Annotated in this window: 17 protein-coding genes, 1 pseudogene and 2 riboswitches; of the genes and pseudogenes, 15 read left to right on the top strand and 3 right to left on the bottom strand. The window is 69.4% G+C overall.

Going from position 1 to position 14,912, the window contains the following annotated elements; all coding sequences use genetic code 11:
• Positions 1–17 precede the first annotated feature (17 nt).
• A riboswitch (cobalamin riboswitch) is annotated at positions 18–248 on the bottom strand.
• From cobD to JL101_RS14475, 11 genes and pseudogenes are all read left to right on the top strand, one after another.
• On the top strand, positions 238–1,299 hold the full coding sequence (gene cobD, locus JL101_RS14525) for a threonine-phosphate decarboxylase CobD (RefSeq protein WP_203095879.1): 1,062 nt from the start codon (positions 238–240) through the stop codon (positions 1,297–1,299). Its footprint overlaps the riboswitch before it by 11 nt.
• Positions 1,300–1,319: 20 nt before the next feature.
• On the top strand, positions 1,320–1,937 hold the full coding sequence (gene bluB, locus JL101_RS14520; protein ID WP_456115333.1) for a 5,6-dimethylbenzimidazole synthase: 618 nt from the start codon (positions 1,320–1,322) through the stop codon (positions 1,935–1,937).
• Positions 1,938–2,000: 63 nt separating this feature from the next.
• Positions 2,001–2,224, top strand: a riboswitch (cobalamin riboswitch).
• A 120-nt stretch (positions 2,225–2,344) separates the two neighbouring features.
• Entirely contained in the window at positions 2,345–3,016 is a 672-nt protein-coding gene (locus tag JL101_RS14515) for an energy-coupling factor ABC transporter permease (protein WP_203095875.1), read from the top strand.
• The gene (locus JL101_RS14510) at positions 3,013–3,318 is read left to right on the top strand and encodes an energy-coupling factor ABC transporter substrate-binding protein (protein ID WP_203095873.1); all 306 of its coding nucleotides are present in this window, start codon (positions 3,013–3,015) and stop codon (positions 3,316–3,318) included. Before JL101_RS14515 ends, JL101_RS14510 begins: the two co-directional genes overlap by 4 nt.
• A complete protein-coding gene (cbiQ, locus tag JL101_RS14505; RefSeq protein ID WP_203095871.1) occupies positions 3,305–4,054 on the top strand; it encodes a cobalt ECF transporter T component CbiQ in 750 nt (249 codons plus the stop codon). Before JL101_RS14510 ends, cbiQ begins: the two co-directional genes overlap by 14 nt.
• Positions 4,051–4,860 carry an energy-coupling factor ABC transporter ATP-binding protein gene (locus tag JL101_RS14500; RefSeq protein ID WP_203095869.1) on the top strand — a complete coding sequence of 270 codons (810 nt, stop codon included), beginning with the start codon at positions 4,051–4,053 and terminating at the stop codon, positions 4,858–4,860. The genes cbiQ and JL101_RS14500 overlap by 4 nt, the downstream gene beginning before the upstream one ends.
• Before the next feature lie 46 nt (positions 4,861–4,906).
• Entirely contained in the window at positions 4,907–5,116 is a 210-nt protein-coding gene (locus tag JL101_RS14495; protein WP_203095867.1) for a DNA gyrase inhibitor YacG, read from the top strand.
• A 115-nt stretch (positions 5,117–5,231) separates the two neighbouring features.
• A complete protein-coding gene (locus tag JL101_RS14490) occupies positions 5,232–5,687 on the top strand; it encodes a DUF3141 domain-containing protein (protein WP_267133566.1) in 456 nt (151 codons plus the stop codon).
• The gene (locus JL101_RS14485; RefSeq protein ID WP_203095863.1) at positions 5,624–5,785 is read left to right on the top strand and encodes a hypothetical protein; all 162 of its coding nucleotides are present in this window, start codon (positions 5,624–5,626) and stop codon (positions 5,783–5,785) included. Before JL101_RS14490 ends, JL101_RS14485 begins: the two co-directional genes overlap by 64 nt.
• A 2-nt stretch (positions 5,786–5,787) precedes the next feature.
• Positions 5,788–6,263: pseudogene (locus tag JL101_RS14480) on the top strand (CoA transferase subunit A).
• A 25-nt stretch (positions 6,264–6,288) separates the two neighbouring features.
• Positions 6,289–6,516 carry a hypothetical protein gene (locus JL101_RS14475; RefSeq protein WP_203095861.1) on the top strand — a complete coding sequence of 76 codons (228 nt, stop codon included), beginning with the start codon at positions 6,289–6,291 and terminating at the stop codon, positions 6,514–6,516.
• 9 nt (positions 6,517–6,525) lie between these two features.
• Here the strand turns inward: JL101_RS14475 and JL101_RS14470 are convergent, their stop codons facing one another.
• The gene (locus tag JL101_RS14470) at positions 6,526–7,701 is read right to left on the bottom strand and encodes an ROK family transcriptional regulator (RefSeq protein WP_203095859.1); all 1,176 of its coding nucleotides are present in this window, start codon (positions 7,699–7,701) and stop codon (positions 6,526–6,528) included.
• 268 nt (positions 7,702–7,969) lie between these two features.
• Between JL101_RS14470 and JL101_RS14465 the strand changes: the two genes are divergently transcribed.
• From JL101_RS14465 to amaB, 4 genes are read left to right on the top strand one after another with little or no spacing between them, the layout of a single operon-like run.
• Positions 7,970–9,043, top strand: coding sequence for a sugar phosphate isomerase/epimerase family protein (locus JL101_RS14465; RefSeq protein ID WP_203095857.1), 1,074 nt, complete (start codon positions 7,970–7,972; stop codon positions 9,041–9,043).
• On the top strand, positions 9,040–10,224 hold the full coding sequence (locus JL101_RS14460; protein WP_203095855.1) for a Gfo/Idh/MocA family protein: 1,185 nt from the start codon (positions 9,040–9,042) through the stop codon (positions 10,222–10,224). The genes JL101_RS14465 and JL101_RS14460 overlap by 4 nt, the downstream gene beginning before the upstream one ends.
• Positions 10,225–10,242: 18 nt before the next feature.
• Positions 10,243–11,553, top strand: coding sequence for a xylose isomerase (gene xylA, locus JL101_RS14455; protein ID WP_203095853.1), 1,311 nt, complete (start codon positions 10,243–10,245; stop codon positions 11,551–11,553).
• A 39-nt stretch (positions 11,554–11,592) separates the two neighbouring features.
• Positions 11,593–13,089, top strand: a complete 1,497-nt coding sequence (gene amaB, locus JL101_RS14450; protein WP_203095851.1) for an L-piperidine-6-carboxylate dehydrogenase — start codon at positions 11,593–11,595, stop codon at positions 13,087–13,089.
• A gap of 22 nt (positions 13,090–13,111) precedes the next feature.
• Here amaB and JL101_RS14445 read toward each other — a convergent pair whose 3' ends face one another.
• Both JL101_RS14445 and JL101_RS14440 read right to left on the bottom strand, forming a co-directional pair.
• Positions 13,112–14,275: a ribonuclease E/G gene (locus tag JL101_RS14445; protein WP_228434837.1), complete on the bottom strand. Its 1,164-nt coding sequence runs from the start codon at positions 14,273–14,275 to the stop codon at positions 13,112–13,114.
• Positions 14,272–14,886, bottom strand: coding sequence for a Maf family protein (locus JL101_RS14440; RefSeq protein WP_203095847.1), 615 nt, complete (start codon positions 14,884–14,886; stop codon positions 14,272–14,274). The genes JL101_RS14445 and JL101_RS14440 overlap by 4 nt, the downstream gene beginning before the upstream one ends.
• Positions 14,887–14,912 lie beyond the last annotated feature (26 nt).

The following is a 14,912-nucleotide window of genomic DNA, read 5'->3' as shown; positions in this document are numbered from 1 at the left end:
CCCCGCCCGGTCCCTTGTTGTTGCGAGCGACACCGGCAGGTCTCCTGGCTTGCAGGTCGCCGTCGGGGCCGTTGCCTTCCCGGCCCGCGATCTGGGCCAGTGGCGTGAAATCGGAACCGACTCACTGCTCACAGTTGCGGGGGCAGCCACGGATTTGGCATACGGCTTTACAGCCCGGCCGCACCGTGTTCCCTTTTCACCTCGCGCCCGAACGGGGACGCAAAGGAACCAATGTCCATGGGTCAGCAGTCTTACGGTCCCCCCGCATCAGCGTCAATCCACAATGCGCCGGTTCCGGAACGGGTCCGAGACCATGGCGGCGGCCTCGCCCGGGCCGAGGCCCGATTCGGCCGCCCGAAGGAGAGGTGGCTTGACCTGTCCACCGGCATCAATCCCTGGCCTATCCGGGTGCCCGCGCCGAGTCCGGATGCCTGGACCCGCCTGCCCGACCGGGACGCGCTCGACCGGCTGCTCGCCGCCGCCGGCCGCTATCTCGGCGCGGAACCCGCCGCCATCGTGGCGGCGCCGGGGTCTCAGGCGCTGATCCAGGCGGTGCCCCGGCTGATGCCGCGGGGCCGGGCGGCGATCCTGGGCTTCACCTATGCCGAGCACGCCCGCTGCTGGAGCCTCGCCGGCCACGACGTCGCGGTGTGCGAAACGCTCGACGAGGCCGCCGACGCCGCCTGCCTCATAGTGACCAACCCCAACAATCCGGACGGCCGGCAGGTCGATCCGGACCGGCTCCTGGCGCTTGCCGAACGGCTGGCCGCGCGGGGAGGGTTGCTCGTGGTGGACGAGGCTTTCGCCGACGTGGCGCCGACGATCAGCGTCGCCTCGGCCGCCGGCCGCCCAGGGCTCTGCGTCCTCCGATCCTTCGGCAAGTTCTTCGGGCTCGCCGGGCTTCGCCTCGGCTTCGCGCTCGGCCCTCCCCGCCTGGTGTCGGCGCTGGAGGATCACTTGGGACCCTGGGCGGTGGCCGGACCGGCGCTGGAGGTCGGCGCCACGGCGCTGACCGACAGTGACTGGATCGGGGAGACCCGAAGCCGCCTCGCCTCGGCCGCGCGCGACCTCGACGGCCTGCTCGGTGCCCACGGGCTGGAAAACGTTGGCGGGACCGATCTCTACCGCCTGACCCGCACCACCCATGCCGCCGCGCTGTTCGAGCATCTTGGCCGGGCCGGGATCCTGGTCCGCCCGTTCGAGGCGCGGCCGGACTGGCTGAGGTTCGGCCTGCCGCCCGATGCCGCAGGGGTGGCGCGCTTGCGCGACGCCCTCGGCTCGTTCATCTTCCCGGCATGAGGAAAGTCCCGACTTTCGATGTGGGTTTTCAGGAGCGGCTGGAAGACCTGTTCCGCTGGCGCCGCGACGTGCGCCGTTTCCGGACCGATCCCATCGACGATGCCCTGATCGAGCGGCTGGTCCAGGTCGCGGCGCTGGCGCCGTCGGTCGGCTACAGCAGGCCGTGGCGATTCGTCCGCGTCGACGATCCCGGGCGCCGTGCCGTGGTCCGCAACGCTTTCGAACGCTGCAACGCCGAGGCGCTGGGCGGTTACACGGGCGAGCGCGCCCAGCTCTACGCGACGCTGAAATTGGCCGGCCTGAACGACGCGCCGGTGCAGATCGCCGTCTTCAACGACGACGAGACCACGCGCGGCCACGGCCTCGGCCGGCGCACCATGCCGGAGATGCTGCGCTACTCGACGGTCACCGCCGTCTACACCTTCTGGCTGGCGGCGCGGGCGCACGGCATCGGCGCGGGTTGGGTGTCGATCCTCGATCCGGAAATCGTCCGGCAGGCGCTCGACGTGCCGGTCACCTGGTCCCTGGTGGCCTATCTCTGCGTCGGCCTGCCGGTCGAGGAGCATATCGATCCCGAGTTGGAACGGGCAGGGTGGGAAGCCCGGGACGAGGCGGCATCGGTCCTGCTGCGGCGCTGACTCCGCCGGGCGGGGGGCGGCGGGTGAGACACGGAAGCTTGACGGGCGGACGCTTTGCCCTCTAGCTTCATTCCCGGTGACAGGTTCCCCCGAGCGAGAGTCGAGGGGGATTAATAGGGAACACGGTGCGGCGGACCCCCCAGGGGACCTAATCCGTGGCTGCCCCCGCAACTGTAAGCAGCGAGTCTGCGCCGGCATCAAGCCACTGGCCCGTTAAGGGCCGGGAAGGCATCGGCGTCCGACCGGGACCTGCGAGCCAGGAGACCTGCCGTCACCGGAAGAGCCGTATGTCCGGGCGGGGTGCACCGGGAGGAAGGCCAGCCAGGTCGGCGTCATCCTTGTCGCCGTGCTCAGTGGGCGCTTCATCCATGCACCTCCTTTTGTCGAAAAAGGGGGTTATCAGTTCAATGCACATCATGGAAGGCTACCTGCCGCCTCTCCATGCCGCGGCCTGGATGGTGGCCGCGGCGCCGTTCGTCGTCGCCGGCGTCCGCCGGATCAGGCGCGTGGTCGATGACCATCCCGAGACCAAGCTGCTGCTTGCGACGTCCGGCGCCTTCGCCTTCGTGCTGTCGGCGCTGAAGATCCCGTCGGTAACGGGAAGCTGCTCGCACCCGACCGGCGTCGGCCTGGGCGCCGTCCTGTTCGGGCCGAACGCCATGGCCGTGCTGGGCACCATCGTCCTGCTGTTCCAGGCCCTGCTGCTGGCCCATGGCGGGCTGACCACGCTGGGCGCCAACGTCTTCTCCATGGCGATCGTCGGCCCCTGGGTCGCCTACGGCGTCTGGCGGCTGGCCGCCGGCCTGGGCAGGAGCTTCGCGGTCTTCCTGGCCGCGGCGCTCGGCAACCTGGCGACCTACTGCACGACCTCGGTCCAGCTGGCTCTTGCCTTTCCCGACCCGGTGACCGGCTTCGGCGGGGCGCTGGTCAAGTTCCTGTCGATCTTCGCGATCACCCAGGTTCCGCTCGCGGTGGTGGAGGGGATCCTGACGGTCGTGGTGGTCAATCTTCTGGTCCAGTACAGCCGCGACGAGTTGTCGGCGCTGGCGTTCGGAACCAAGGCGATGGGGGCGAAATGAGAGGCCGCAACGCGATTCTTCTCCTGGCCGCCGCCGCCATCGTGGTCCTGCCGCTGCTGGTCGTCGGCAATGCCGAGTTCTCCGGCTCGGACGGGCAGGCGCAGGACCTGATCGACCGGGCGGGTTACCAGCCCTGGTTCGAGCCCCTGTGGGAACCGCCCAGCGGCGAGATCGAGAGCCTGCTGTTCTCGCTGCAGGCAGCGCTCGGCGCAGGGTTGCTCGGCTATTACATCGGTCTTCGGCGGGGTCGGCGCGAGGGCCGGCCGGAGGATCGCCGGACGGAGCTCCATGCTGGCGATTGACCGCCACGCCTGGACCAACCGCTGGCACGATCTCCATCCGCTGGAAAAGCTGCTGCCCGCGCTCGGCATGCTGCTGGTAACCCTGGTCCTGCCGCCCTGGCCCGCGGCGCCGCTGTCGATCGCGGCCATGCTGGCCCTGACCATCCTGGGCGCGGGCGTGCCGGCGGGAGCCGTTCTCGGCACGCTCGCTGTTCCGCTGGGATTCCTGCTGACCGGTGCGCCGGTGCTGGCGCTGGCGGTCGACGTTTCGGACGGCCTGCATGTCGGGCTGGTACCCGGCGGGCTGGAGGCGGCGGCCGCGGTGACGCTGCGGTCGCTGGCCGCGACCTCCTGCCTCGTCTTCCTGATCCTGACCACGCCGGTCGCCGACTTGATGCCGCTGCTGGGTCGGTTGGGCGTGCCGCGTCTGGTTCGCGACCTGATGCTGCTGACCTACCGGCTGATCTTTGTCTTCCTGGACTGCGCCGCCACCGGAAGGCAGGCCCAAATCGGCCGCCTCGGCTACGACGGTCCCCGGCGTAGCCTGCGCTCAGCCGGATGGCTGGCGGGAAGCCTGTTCCAGCGCTCCCTCGCCCGCGGCCGTCGGCTGGAGATCGGGATGGCGGCGCGCGGGCTCGGCGGCGACCTGCCGCAGCCGGCCGACGAGCGCGTGCCCTCTGCGTGGCGCCTGCTGGCGGGGGCGGCGCTGCCGCTCGGCATCGCGTCGGCGGCGCTGCTGGTGCGGAGGGGCGGATGATCCTGGAGGCGCAGGCGCTCCGCTACGACTATGCCGGCGGCATCGAGGCGCTGCGCGGCCTCGACCTCGCCGTCGGGCGCGGGCGCAAGCTGGCCCTGCTGGGGCCGAACGGCTGCGGCAAGACGACCCTGTTCCTGCACCTGAACGGCACCTTGAAGCCGCGCGGCGGGCGCGTGCTGCTCGATGGGTCTCCGGCGGGATACGACCGCCGCTCGCTCCGCGATTGGCGCAGCCGGGTGGCCCTGGTGCTCCAGGATCCGGACGACCAGATCTTCGCCGCGACGGTCGCCCGCGACGTCGCCTTCGGGCCGCTCAACCTGGATCTGCCCGAAGCGGAGGTGCGCCGGCGGGTGGATGGTGCCTTGGCCGACCTGGGCATCGCGGATCTGGCCGACCGCCCGACACACATGCTCAGCTTCGGCCAGAAGCGGCGCGTCGCCATAGCGGGCGCCCTGGCGATGCGGCCGGAGGTGCTTCTGCTGGACGAACCCACCGCCGGGCTGGACGCCGACGGCGTTGCGCGCCTGATGGCCGTCCTGGACGGGCTTGCGGCGCGGGGAATGACGCTGGTCCTCTCCACCCACGACGTCGACCTGGCCTATGCCTGGGCGGACGACATCGCGATCCTGCATGAGGGCATGACGCTGATCCGGGGAACGGCGCCAGACGTCCTGGGGGACGCCCAGGCGCTGGCGCTGGCGAGGCTGCGGCCGCCCCTGCTGCTGGAACTGGCGCGAGCGATGAATCTGCCGCAGCCATGGCCCCGGACGCGGGAGGCCATGCTGGAACTCCGGGCCGGCGCGTGAACCGGCCGTCTTGGAATCCCCGCCGGGCATAACAATTTCTCACCCCATGAGCGAGATTTCCCAAAAGCCCCGCCGGCTCCCGGCCTGCCCGATCTGCGGCCGGCCGGCCGATCCACAGTACAAACCGTTCTGCACGCCCCGATGCGCCGACGTGGACCTGAACCGCTGGTTGGGCGGGGTCTATCGGGTCGAGGCCAACGATCCGGAAGCGGAGATCGAGACCGATTTCGACGCCGATCCGGAAAGGCTCCACTGACGGCATCGGGCATTGCCGTGGCAATAAGCCGCGATAGATACGATGTCATTCAAATCCACCTGAACCGTAGCCGACCCGAGACATCCTGCGGAAGCGCGGCAGTGGCTTCGTGGAGATGGAGCGCAAGGGGCTGCCGCCGGTCCTGGCGTTCGAGTACGACATCGTCGTCGACGGTCGCCTGATGGAGCGGCCGGTCAACTACGCGCTGGTGCAGATCCGCCCGCCCGCCGGGCTGGAGATCGACGCCGCGGCCCGGCCCTACATCATCGTGGATCCCCGGGCCGGGCACGGTGCCGGCATCGGCGGCTCCAAGATGGAAAGCCAGGTCGGCGTGGCGCTGCGTGCCGGCCATCCCGTCTATTTCGTGATCTTCTTCCCCGAGCCGGAGCCCGGCCAGACCATCATCGACGTCTGCCGCGCCGAGCAGGTCTTCGTCCGGGCGGTGGCCGAGCGCCATCCCGACGCGCCGAAGCCGGTGATTACGAGATCGTCATCACGGAGAAGAACGTGGTCGACGGCGAGGTGCGCTACAGCGTGGCCCTGGCGGAGCGGGAGATCGAGGACATCCTGAAGCTGGACAGCGACGGGCGCGACGACGAGCGCGCGTTCGAGGTGGCCGCCCGCATGTCCGAAGTGCTATCGGGCGGTGACCGGTCGGAGGCGGCGTGACCATGAAGGGCATCAAGCTGGAGGATGCGGTCGCCCGGATTCCCGACGGAGCCAGCCTGATGGTCGGCGGCTTCATGGGTGTCGGCACGTCGGAGCGGATCATGGACGAGCTGGTGCCGCAGGGCACGCTGGCCGAGCGGGTGCGCGCCGGGGGCTTCGGCCTGGGCGGCATCCTGACCCGCACCGGCCTGGGTACGGCGGTCGAGGCGGGCAAGACTCGGATCGAGGTGAATGGCGAGCCTTTCCTGCTGGAGACCCCGCTGCGCGCCGATTTCGCGATCGTCCATGCCAAGCAGGCGGACTATGCCTGCAATCTGCCTATTCGCTGACCACCCAGAACTTCAACCCGATCATGGCGATGGCCGCCGACGTGGTGATCGTCGATGCCGAGGACATCGTCCCGATCGGCGTGATCCCGCCCGACAGCGTCCGCACGCCGGGCGCTCTGGTGGATTACCAGCTGAACCGGGGGGCTTGAGCCATCGAAGCGTGTGATCGTCGCGATGACCCACACCGCCGAGGGCGCTCCGAAGATCCTGCGGGAACGCACCATGCCGCTCATGTCGGTGCGGCGCGTCAGCTTGGTGGTGACCGACATGGCGGTCATCGGCTTCACCGACGCGGGGCCGGAGCTGCGGGAGACCGCGCCGGGAGTGTCCGTCGCGGAGGTGCTGGCGGCGACGGAGGCCGAACTGATCGTGCCGGCCCATGTTCCGGTCATGGCGGTGTGACGCCCGGCGTCAGCCGCGCGCGATCGAGAGGCGGGGAGGGGCCAGGAAGCCGTCAAGGGCCAGGGCTATGCCGCCCATCGGGACGGCATCCTCCCCCAGCGGCGAAATACGCACGCTGACGCCGGCCGCCGCCGGGCTGAGGGCATGTTCGGAGAGCGCCCGCTCAAGGCTCGGCACGATATGGGCGCCGACGACCGCGAGGTTGCCGCCGAGCACGATCAGGCCCGGATTGAGGATGTTGACGATGTTCGACAAGGCGAAGCCCAGGAGGTGACCGGCTTCTTCCAGCAACGCCCGGACTTCGGGCCGGCCGGCCGCCGCCAGGTCGGCCACGGCGCGGATGTCGGCGGCGTCTATTCCCCGCTCCGCCAAGGTGCGCAGGATCGCGGCTTCCGACACATAGGTCTCCAGGCAGCCGCGCCGGCCGCAGCCGCATAGCCGCCCCTCCGGCGAGATCTTGGTGTGCCCGATTTCCCCGGCGAAGCCGCCGGAGCCTCGATACACGCGGCCGCCCAGCACCAAGGCGCCGCCGACCCCGGAGTCACCGGTGAGATAGACATAATCCTCGGTTTTCCGGCATAGCCCGAACAGGCGTTCGGCGATGGCGGCGGCCTTGGTGTCGTTGTCGACATCGACCGGGCAGTCGAAGATCTCCTCCAGCATGGCGCGGATCGGCACGTCCCGCCAGCCGAGATTGGGCGCCAGCACCAGGTTCCCGTCCCGGTCCATCAGCCCCGGTATGCCGGCGCCCAGAGCTCGGACCGACGACCAGGTCTCGCCGATTTCCGCGATCTCCCGGTCCACCGCCTCGCGCAGGGTGACCAACGCCGCCTTCATGTCCAGGCTGCCGGGAAGCTGGCAGTGCCCGAGCACCTCGCCGGTCAGGGTGGTGGTGACGACCCGGATCGTGGCCGGCTCCAGCCGCACGCCGACCAGCACGCCGGCGCTGCGGGGGATCGACAGCGCGGTCTCCGGCCGGCCGACCCGGCGCGCCTTGCTCTGTTCCGACCGCTCGACCAGCCGAAGGTCCTGCAGCTGGCCGACGACCGTCGAGACCGTCGCCTTGTCCAGGCCGGTAAGTTTTCCGAGATCCCGCTGCGAGCTTTCCGGATGCTCCCGCAAGGCGTGAAAGACGCGCGCCAGGTTGATCTGGCGAATCAGTGCCGAGTTGACCCGGGCTGACACGGCGATGTTCTCCTCGCCTGCTTGACCATGCCTAAACTCTAGGCTACGCTGATTTTTGTTCGATGGTCTATCTAATTTGAGACCGAGCGCAAACAAGTCGCCGCCCCATCGAACGGGAGGGAGAAACGTCAGTGCCGCGCCTAGCCCCGCGCCAGCAGAGCCATTTCCGTAACGCTCCCTCCCTGCGTCCGTTGCCGATTCAGCGGCACGGCGCCAAGCGGCTTCGCTTCGCGGACAGTCCGCTCCATCCCCGGGAGGACCCGACCAGATGAAGACGATCAAGGGACCGGCAATCTTTCTCGCCCAGTTCGCGGGAGACGCCGAACCGTTCAACACCCTCGACGGCATTGCCGGCTGGGCGGCGCAGCATGGCTTCAAGGGCGTCCAGATCCCATCCTGGGATGCCCGCCTGTTCGACCTCGCCAAGGCGGCGGAGAGCAAGGCCTATTGCGACGAGATCAAGGGCATCCTGAACGAGGCGGGCGTGGAATTGACCGAGCTGTCGACCCATCTCCAGGGCCAGCTGGTCGCCGTCCATCCCGCCTACGACCTGGCGTTCGACGGCTTCGCGGCCCCGGAGGTGCGCGGCAACCCCGCGGCGCGCCAGCAGTGGGCGGTCGAGCAGCTCCAGCTGGCGGCCAAGGCCTCCGGCAACCTGGGGCTGACGGCGCACGCGACGTTCTCCGGGGCGCTCGCCTGGCCCTACCTGTATCCCTGGCCGCAGAGGCCGCCGGGACTGGTCGAGACGGCGTTCGACGAGCTGGCGAAGCGCTGGCTGCCGATCCTCAACGAGTTCGACCGGGCCGGCGTCGATCTCTGCTACGAGATCCATCCGGGCGAGGACCTGCACGACGGCGTGACGTTCGAGATGTTCCTGGAGCGGGTCGGCGGACATCCCCGCTGCAATATCCTGTACGACCCGAGCCATTTCGTGCTCCAGCAGCTCGATTATCTCGGCTACATTGACGTCTACCACGAGCGGATCCGGATGTTCCACGCGAAGGATGCCGAGTTCAACCCCTCGCCGCGCCAGGGTGTCTATGGCGGCTTCCAGCCCTGGATCGACCGGGCCGGGCGGTTCCGCTCCCTGGGGGACGGGCAGGTCGACTTCACCGGTATCTTCTCCAAGCTGACCCAGTACGGGTTCGACGGCTGGGCCGTGCTGGAATGGGAATGCTGCATGAAGCATCCGGAGCAGGGTGCCGCCGAGGGGGCGGCCTTCATCGAGGCGCACATCATCGAAGTGACCGAGCGGGCCTTCGACGATTTCGCCGAGGCCGGCACCGACGATGCCGCAAACCGCCGCATGCTCGGCCTCGACCGGGCGGGAGGACAGCCATGACGATCGAAGGCAGGCAGGGCGGGGCGCCGAAGCGTCGGCTCCGGCTCGGCATGGTGGGCGGTGGGCGCGGCGCCTTCATCGGCGGGGTCCACCGCATCGCCGCGCGCCTGGACGACCGGTGGGAACTGGTCGCGGGCGCCCTTTCCAGCGATCCCCAGCGGGCGCGGGACAGCGCCGCCGATCTCCATATCGCGGACGACCGCGCCTATTCCGACTTCGCCGAGATGGCGCGGGCCGAGGCGGGGCGCCCTGACGGCATCGACGCCGTCGCGATCGTGACGCCCAACCATCTGCACCATCCCGCCGCCCGGGCCTTCCTGAATGCCGGCATCCACGTCATCTGCGACAAGCCTATGACCGCGACCGTGGCCCAGGCCGAGGATCTGGCCGCAGCGGCGGAGGCGAGCGGACGGCTGTTCGCGCTGACCCACAACTACACCGGCTACCCAATGGTCCGGCACGCCCGCGCCTTGGTGGCCGAAGGCGGGCTCGGCACCGTCCGGGTCATCCAGGTCGAGTATCCGCAGGACTGGCTGACCGTCTCGCTGGAGGAGACCGGCCAGAAGCAGGCCGCTTGGCGGACCGACCCGGCGCAGACCGGCGGGGGAGGGTGCATCGGCGATATCGGCACCCACGCCTTCAACCTGGCGGAGTTCGTCACCGGCCTCCACTGCACCCAGATCGCCGCCGATCTGTCCAGTTTCGTGGAGGGACGGCGGGTGGACGACAACGTCAACATGCTGCTGCGTTTCAGCAGCGGGGCACGTGGGATGCTGTGGTCGAGCCAGGTGGCGCCCGGCCACGAGAACGGATTGCGCCTGCGGGTCTTCGGCGACAAGGCCGGGCTGGAATGGCACCAGGAGCAGCCCAACCACCTGCGCGTCACCCGGTTCGGAGAGCCGCCGCAGCTGGTCACCCGCAACGGCCCGGGTTCCGGCCCCGCCGCGGCCCATGCCAGCCGGATTCCCGCAGGCCATCCCGAGGGCTACCTCGAAGGCTTCGCGCAGATCTACAGCGACATCGCCGAACAGGTCGCGGCACGGATCGAAGGCCGCGAGCCTGATCCGGCCTCGCTGCTGGTGCCTACCGTCGCCGATGGCGTGCGCGGGGTCCGCTTCATCTCCGCCGCCGTGGATTCCAGCCGCAACAACGCGGCCTGGACAGCCCTTTCGACCCATTGATCCGCCGGAGCCTTCGCCATGACCGCGCCCTGTTTCGAGAAGATCGGCCGCATCCCCTTCAAGGGACCCGAATCCGACGATCCCCTGGCGTTCCGCCACTACGAACCCGACCGCATGGTGCTGGGCAAGCGGATGGAGGACCATCTGAGGGTCGCGGTCTGCTGGTGGCATAGCTTCTGCTGGCCCGGCGTGGACATGTTCGGCTCCGGGACCTTCGACCGCCCCTGGCAGGCGGCGGACACGATGGAGAACGCCAAACTGAAGCTCCACGCTGCGTTCGAGTTCTTCGAGAAGCTGGGCGTGCCGTTCTTCTGCTTCCACGACGCCGATGTGGCCCCGCTGGGGGAGACCATCGCGGAGGGCGACGCCAACCTCGCCCGGATCGAGGAGCTGATACGGGACGGCATCGACCGCACCGGCGTCAAGCTGCTGTGGGGGACCGCCAACCTGTTCTCGCACCGGCGCTACATGGCCGGCGGGGCGACCAACCCCGACCCGGAGGTCTTCGCCTTCGCCGCGGCGCAGGTCGCGCGCGTGCTGGAGATGACGCACCGCCTGGGCGGCGAGAACTATGTGCTGTGGGGCGGCCGGGAAGGGTACGACACGCTGCTCAACACCGACATGAAGCGGGAGCTGGACCAGCTCGGCCGGTTCATGTCCCTGGTGGTCGAGCACAAGCACCGCATCGGCTTCAAGGGCACGATCCTGATCGAGCCGAAGCCGATGGAGCCGACCAAGCACCAGTACGACCACGACGCCGCGACGGTCCACGCCTTTCTTCGGAAGTACGGGCTGGAGAACGAGATCAAGCTGAACCTGGAGGTCAACCACGCGACGCTGGCGGGCCACTCCTTCGAGCACGAGGTCGTCTACGCGATCGCCAACGACCTGATGGGCAGCTTCGACATCAACCGCGGCGACCCGCAGAACGGCTGGGACACCGACCAGTTTCCCAACGACGACCGGGAGGCGGCGCTGGCCCTGTACCATGTCCTGTCGGCCGGCGGGCTGACCACCGGCGGCTTCAACTTCGACGCCAAGGTGCGGCGGCAGTCCATCGACCCGGAGGACCTGTTCATCGCCCATATCGGCGGCATGGACACGCTGGCGCGCGGGCTGCTGATGGCGGAGCGGATGATCCTGGAGGGCAAGCTGGCCTCCCATGTCGCGGACCGCTATGCCGGCTGGAACGAGGGGTTGGGAACCGACATCCTGGACGGCCGGGTCGGGCTGGGCGATCTGGCCAAGCTGGCCCGCGACCAGAACCTGAAACCGGAACCCCGTTCCGGCCGACAGGAGTATCTGGAGAACCTGGTTAACAGGTATTAGGGTGGCGTCCACGCCTGAGTAAAACGAGGAGCCGACACCATGAACCTGCGGGAAATCGCCGCCGCCCTTAACCTGGACGCGGAGCTGCTTCAGGGCGGCACCCGCATCGTCCGCAGCCCGATCGACGGCACGGAGATCGGCCGGCTGAAGGACGACACGCCCGAGACGGCGGATGCCAAGATCGCCGCCGCGGCGGAAGCCTTCAAGGCGTGGCGGCTGGTGCCCGCTCCCCGGCGCGGCGAGCTGATCCGCCTGCTGGGCGAGGAGCTGCGCGCCCACAAGGTGGCGCTGGGCAGCCTGGTGACCCTGGAGTGCGGCAAGTCGATCCAGGAAGGCTATGGCGAAGTGCAGGAGATGATCGACATCTGCGATTTCGCCGTCGGCCTGTCCCGCCAGCTCTACGGGCTGACCATCGCCTCGGAGCGTCCGGGCCACCGGATGAGCGAGACATGGCATCCGCTGGGTGCCGTCGGCGTGATTTCCGCCTTCAACTTTCCGGTCGCGGTCTGGTCGTGGAATTTCGCGCTGGCCATCGTCTGCGGCGATCCGGTGGTCTGGAAGCCGTCGGAGAAGACCCCGATCACGGCGCTCGCCTGCCAAGCCCTGTTCGAGCGCGCGGTGGCGCGGTTCGGCGACGCTCCCGCTGGGTTGTCCTCGGTGCTGGTAGGCGGCCGGGAGATCGGCGAGCGGCTGGTGGACAACCCGCGGATCGCACTGGTCAGCGCCACCGGCAGCACGCGCATGGGCCGCGAGGTCGGACCCCGCCTCGCCCAGCGCTTCGCCCGCTCGATCCTGGAGCTCGGCGGCAACAACGCGATGATCGTGACGCCCTCGGCCGACCTGGAACTGGCGGTGCGTGCCATCCTGTTCGCCGCGGTCGGCACGGCAGGGCAGCGCTGCACCACCCTGCGCCGGCTGATCGTCCATTCCGACATCTACGACACGCTGGTTCCGCGGCTTCGGCAGGCCTATGCGGGCATCCCCATCGGGAACCCGCTGGACAAGTCCAAGCTGGTCGGACCCCTGATCGACCGCGATTCATTCGAGGGCATGGCCCGCGCGCTGGAAAGCGCCGCCGCCGAAGGCGGCATCGTGACCGGCGGCCGGCGTGTGCTGACCGACGAGTTCCCGGACGCCTTCTATGTCGAGCCGGCGCTGGTCGAGATGCCGGGACAGACCGACACGGTGCGGCACGAGACCTTCGCCCCGATCCTCTATATACTGCGCTACGACGGTCTCGACGAGGCGATCGCGTTGCAGAACGACGTGCCGCAGGGGCTGTCGTCCTGTATCTTCACGACCGACCTGCGCGAGGCCGAGCGGTTCCTGTCCGCCGCCGGCAGCGACTGCGGCATCGCCAACGTCAATATCGGCCCGAGCGGTGCCGAGATCGGCGGCGCCTTCGGCGGCGAGAAGGAAACCGGGGGCGGGCGCGAGTCGGGCTCGGACGCCTGGAAGGCCTATATGCGCCGGCAGACCGCGACGGTGAACTACTCCGACGCGCTGCCGCTGGCGCAAGGCATCGTGTTCGGCTGACGGCCCGGCCGGTAGGCCGCGCTTATCGGCCGGTCAGGTCGGCGAGCGGCGGCCCCCGGCGGGCGCGGGTGAGTTCGACCAGGCCCAGCTTCGACATGCCGTAGACATTGACGCTGGCCGGGTCGTCGGCGGTGGCCCGGGTAAGACCGTCGAGGATCCGTTCCGCATCGGCGCGCGACGCCATGTTGATGAAATCCACGATGACGATGCCGCCGACATTGCGCAGGCGGAGTTGCCGGGCGATTTCCGCGACGGCGTCGAGGTTGGTGGCCAGGGCGTTGGGGCGCTCCCCGCCATTGACGTCGATCACGGTCAGCGCCTCGGTCCGGTCGATCACCAGACTGCCGCCGCCCGACAGCGGGACCTGCCGTTCGGTCAGGCGGATCAATTCGCCTTCGAGGTCGTAGCGGTCGAACAGGGCGTCGGGCTCGACCCGGATCAGCGGGGCCAGGTCGGGCGCCCAGGCAGCGAGTTCGTCGCGTAGCGACGGTTCGGAGACGGTGATCCCGGCGACCGGTCGGCCGCCGTTCTCGATCACCGCCCGGATCGCTGCCGAGGGGCCGGGCCGGAGCGTGGCCGGGGGCATGGCGGTCGCCTGTCGCTCCAGGCCGCGCCATGCCACGGCCAAGCTTTCGGCTTCGGCGGCCAGAGTGTCCGCGTCCGTGCCGAGGGCGCTGCCGCGGACGATCCAGCCGCCGCCCAGACCGCCGGTGATCTCGGAGATCATCTGGGAAAGCCGGCCCCGCGCGTCGCCCTGCGCCAAGCGGCGGGAAATCGAGATGCCCGGCTTGAAGGGCGTCATCACCAGGAACCGGCCGGGCAGGGTCACGTCCATGGTCAGGGATGGACCCTTGCCGCCGCCGGGCTCCGCCTTGACCTGGACCAGTACCGGCTGGCCGGCCCGAAGGGTGGTTCCGGCGCGCGCTGCCTTCCGGCTCGTGGGGGCTGCCGTGCGCAGGTCGGCGTTGTTCAGCAGGCCGGCAGTGCCGCCGATATCCACGAAGGCGCCGTTCAGGGCGGTGACGATCCGGTCCACGCGGCCCAGCGCCACCTCGCCCAGCCGGCTCGGCCGGTCGGCGCTGTCGACATGGAGATCGGTCAGCCGTCCGCCCTCGACCACTGCGGCCCGCAGCAGTGGCCCGGCGCGGTCGATCAGGATCTCGATGCCCCGGGACGGGTCCGTCACGTGGGAACGGGGGGAGGAGATGAAGGGACGAAGCCCACGCCGCGCAGCATGCTGGAAACCTCGAACAGCGGCAGTCCGACGACATTGCTGTAGGATCCGCCGATCCATCGGACCAGCGCCGCGGCGCGTCCCTGGATGGCGTAGCCGCCCGCCTTGCCCTGCCACTCGTTCGACGCGATGTAGTCTTCCGTCTCTTCCAAGCTCAGCACCTTGAAGGTGACGGCGGTCTGGACGACCCGGTCGAGGATGCGTCCGTCGGGCAGCACCAGCGTGACGCCGCCATAAACGCGGTGCCGGCGGCCGGAAAGCAGCTTCAGGCAGGCGCGGGCCTGCTGTTCGGTCTCGGCCTTGGGCAGGATGCGGCGACCGCAAGCCACCACCGTATCCGCCGCGAGCACGAAACTGCCGGCATGGCGCGACGCCACCGCGGCAGCCTTCTCGGCAGCGAGCCTTGCGGCATGCTGGGCGGGAAGCTCGTCGCGGAGCGGAGTTTCGTCGAGGTCTGCTGGGTCGATGCTGGCCGGGTCGATTCCGATCTGGCGCAGCAGGTCTAGACGCCGGGGCGAGGCAGAAGCAAGCACCAGCGTGTTGTTTGCCGGCGGAACCTTCATGACATCGGAGTCACGGTCTGTCCAAC

It is taken from the genome of Skermanella rosea (assembly GCF_016806835.2).
Lineage (GTDB): Bacteria > Pseudomonadota > Alphaproteobacteria > Azospirillales > Azospirillaceae > Skermanella > Skermanella rosea.
This window is presented reverse-complemented; position numbering and strand designations above follow the sequence as displayed.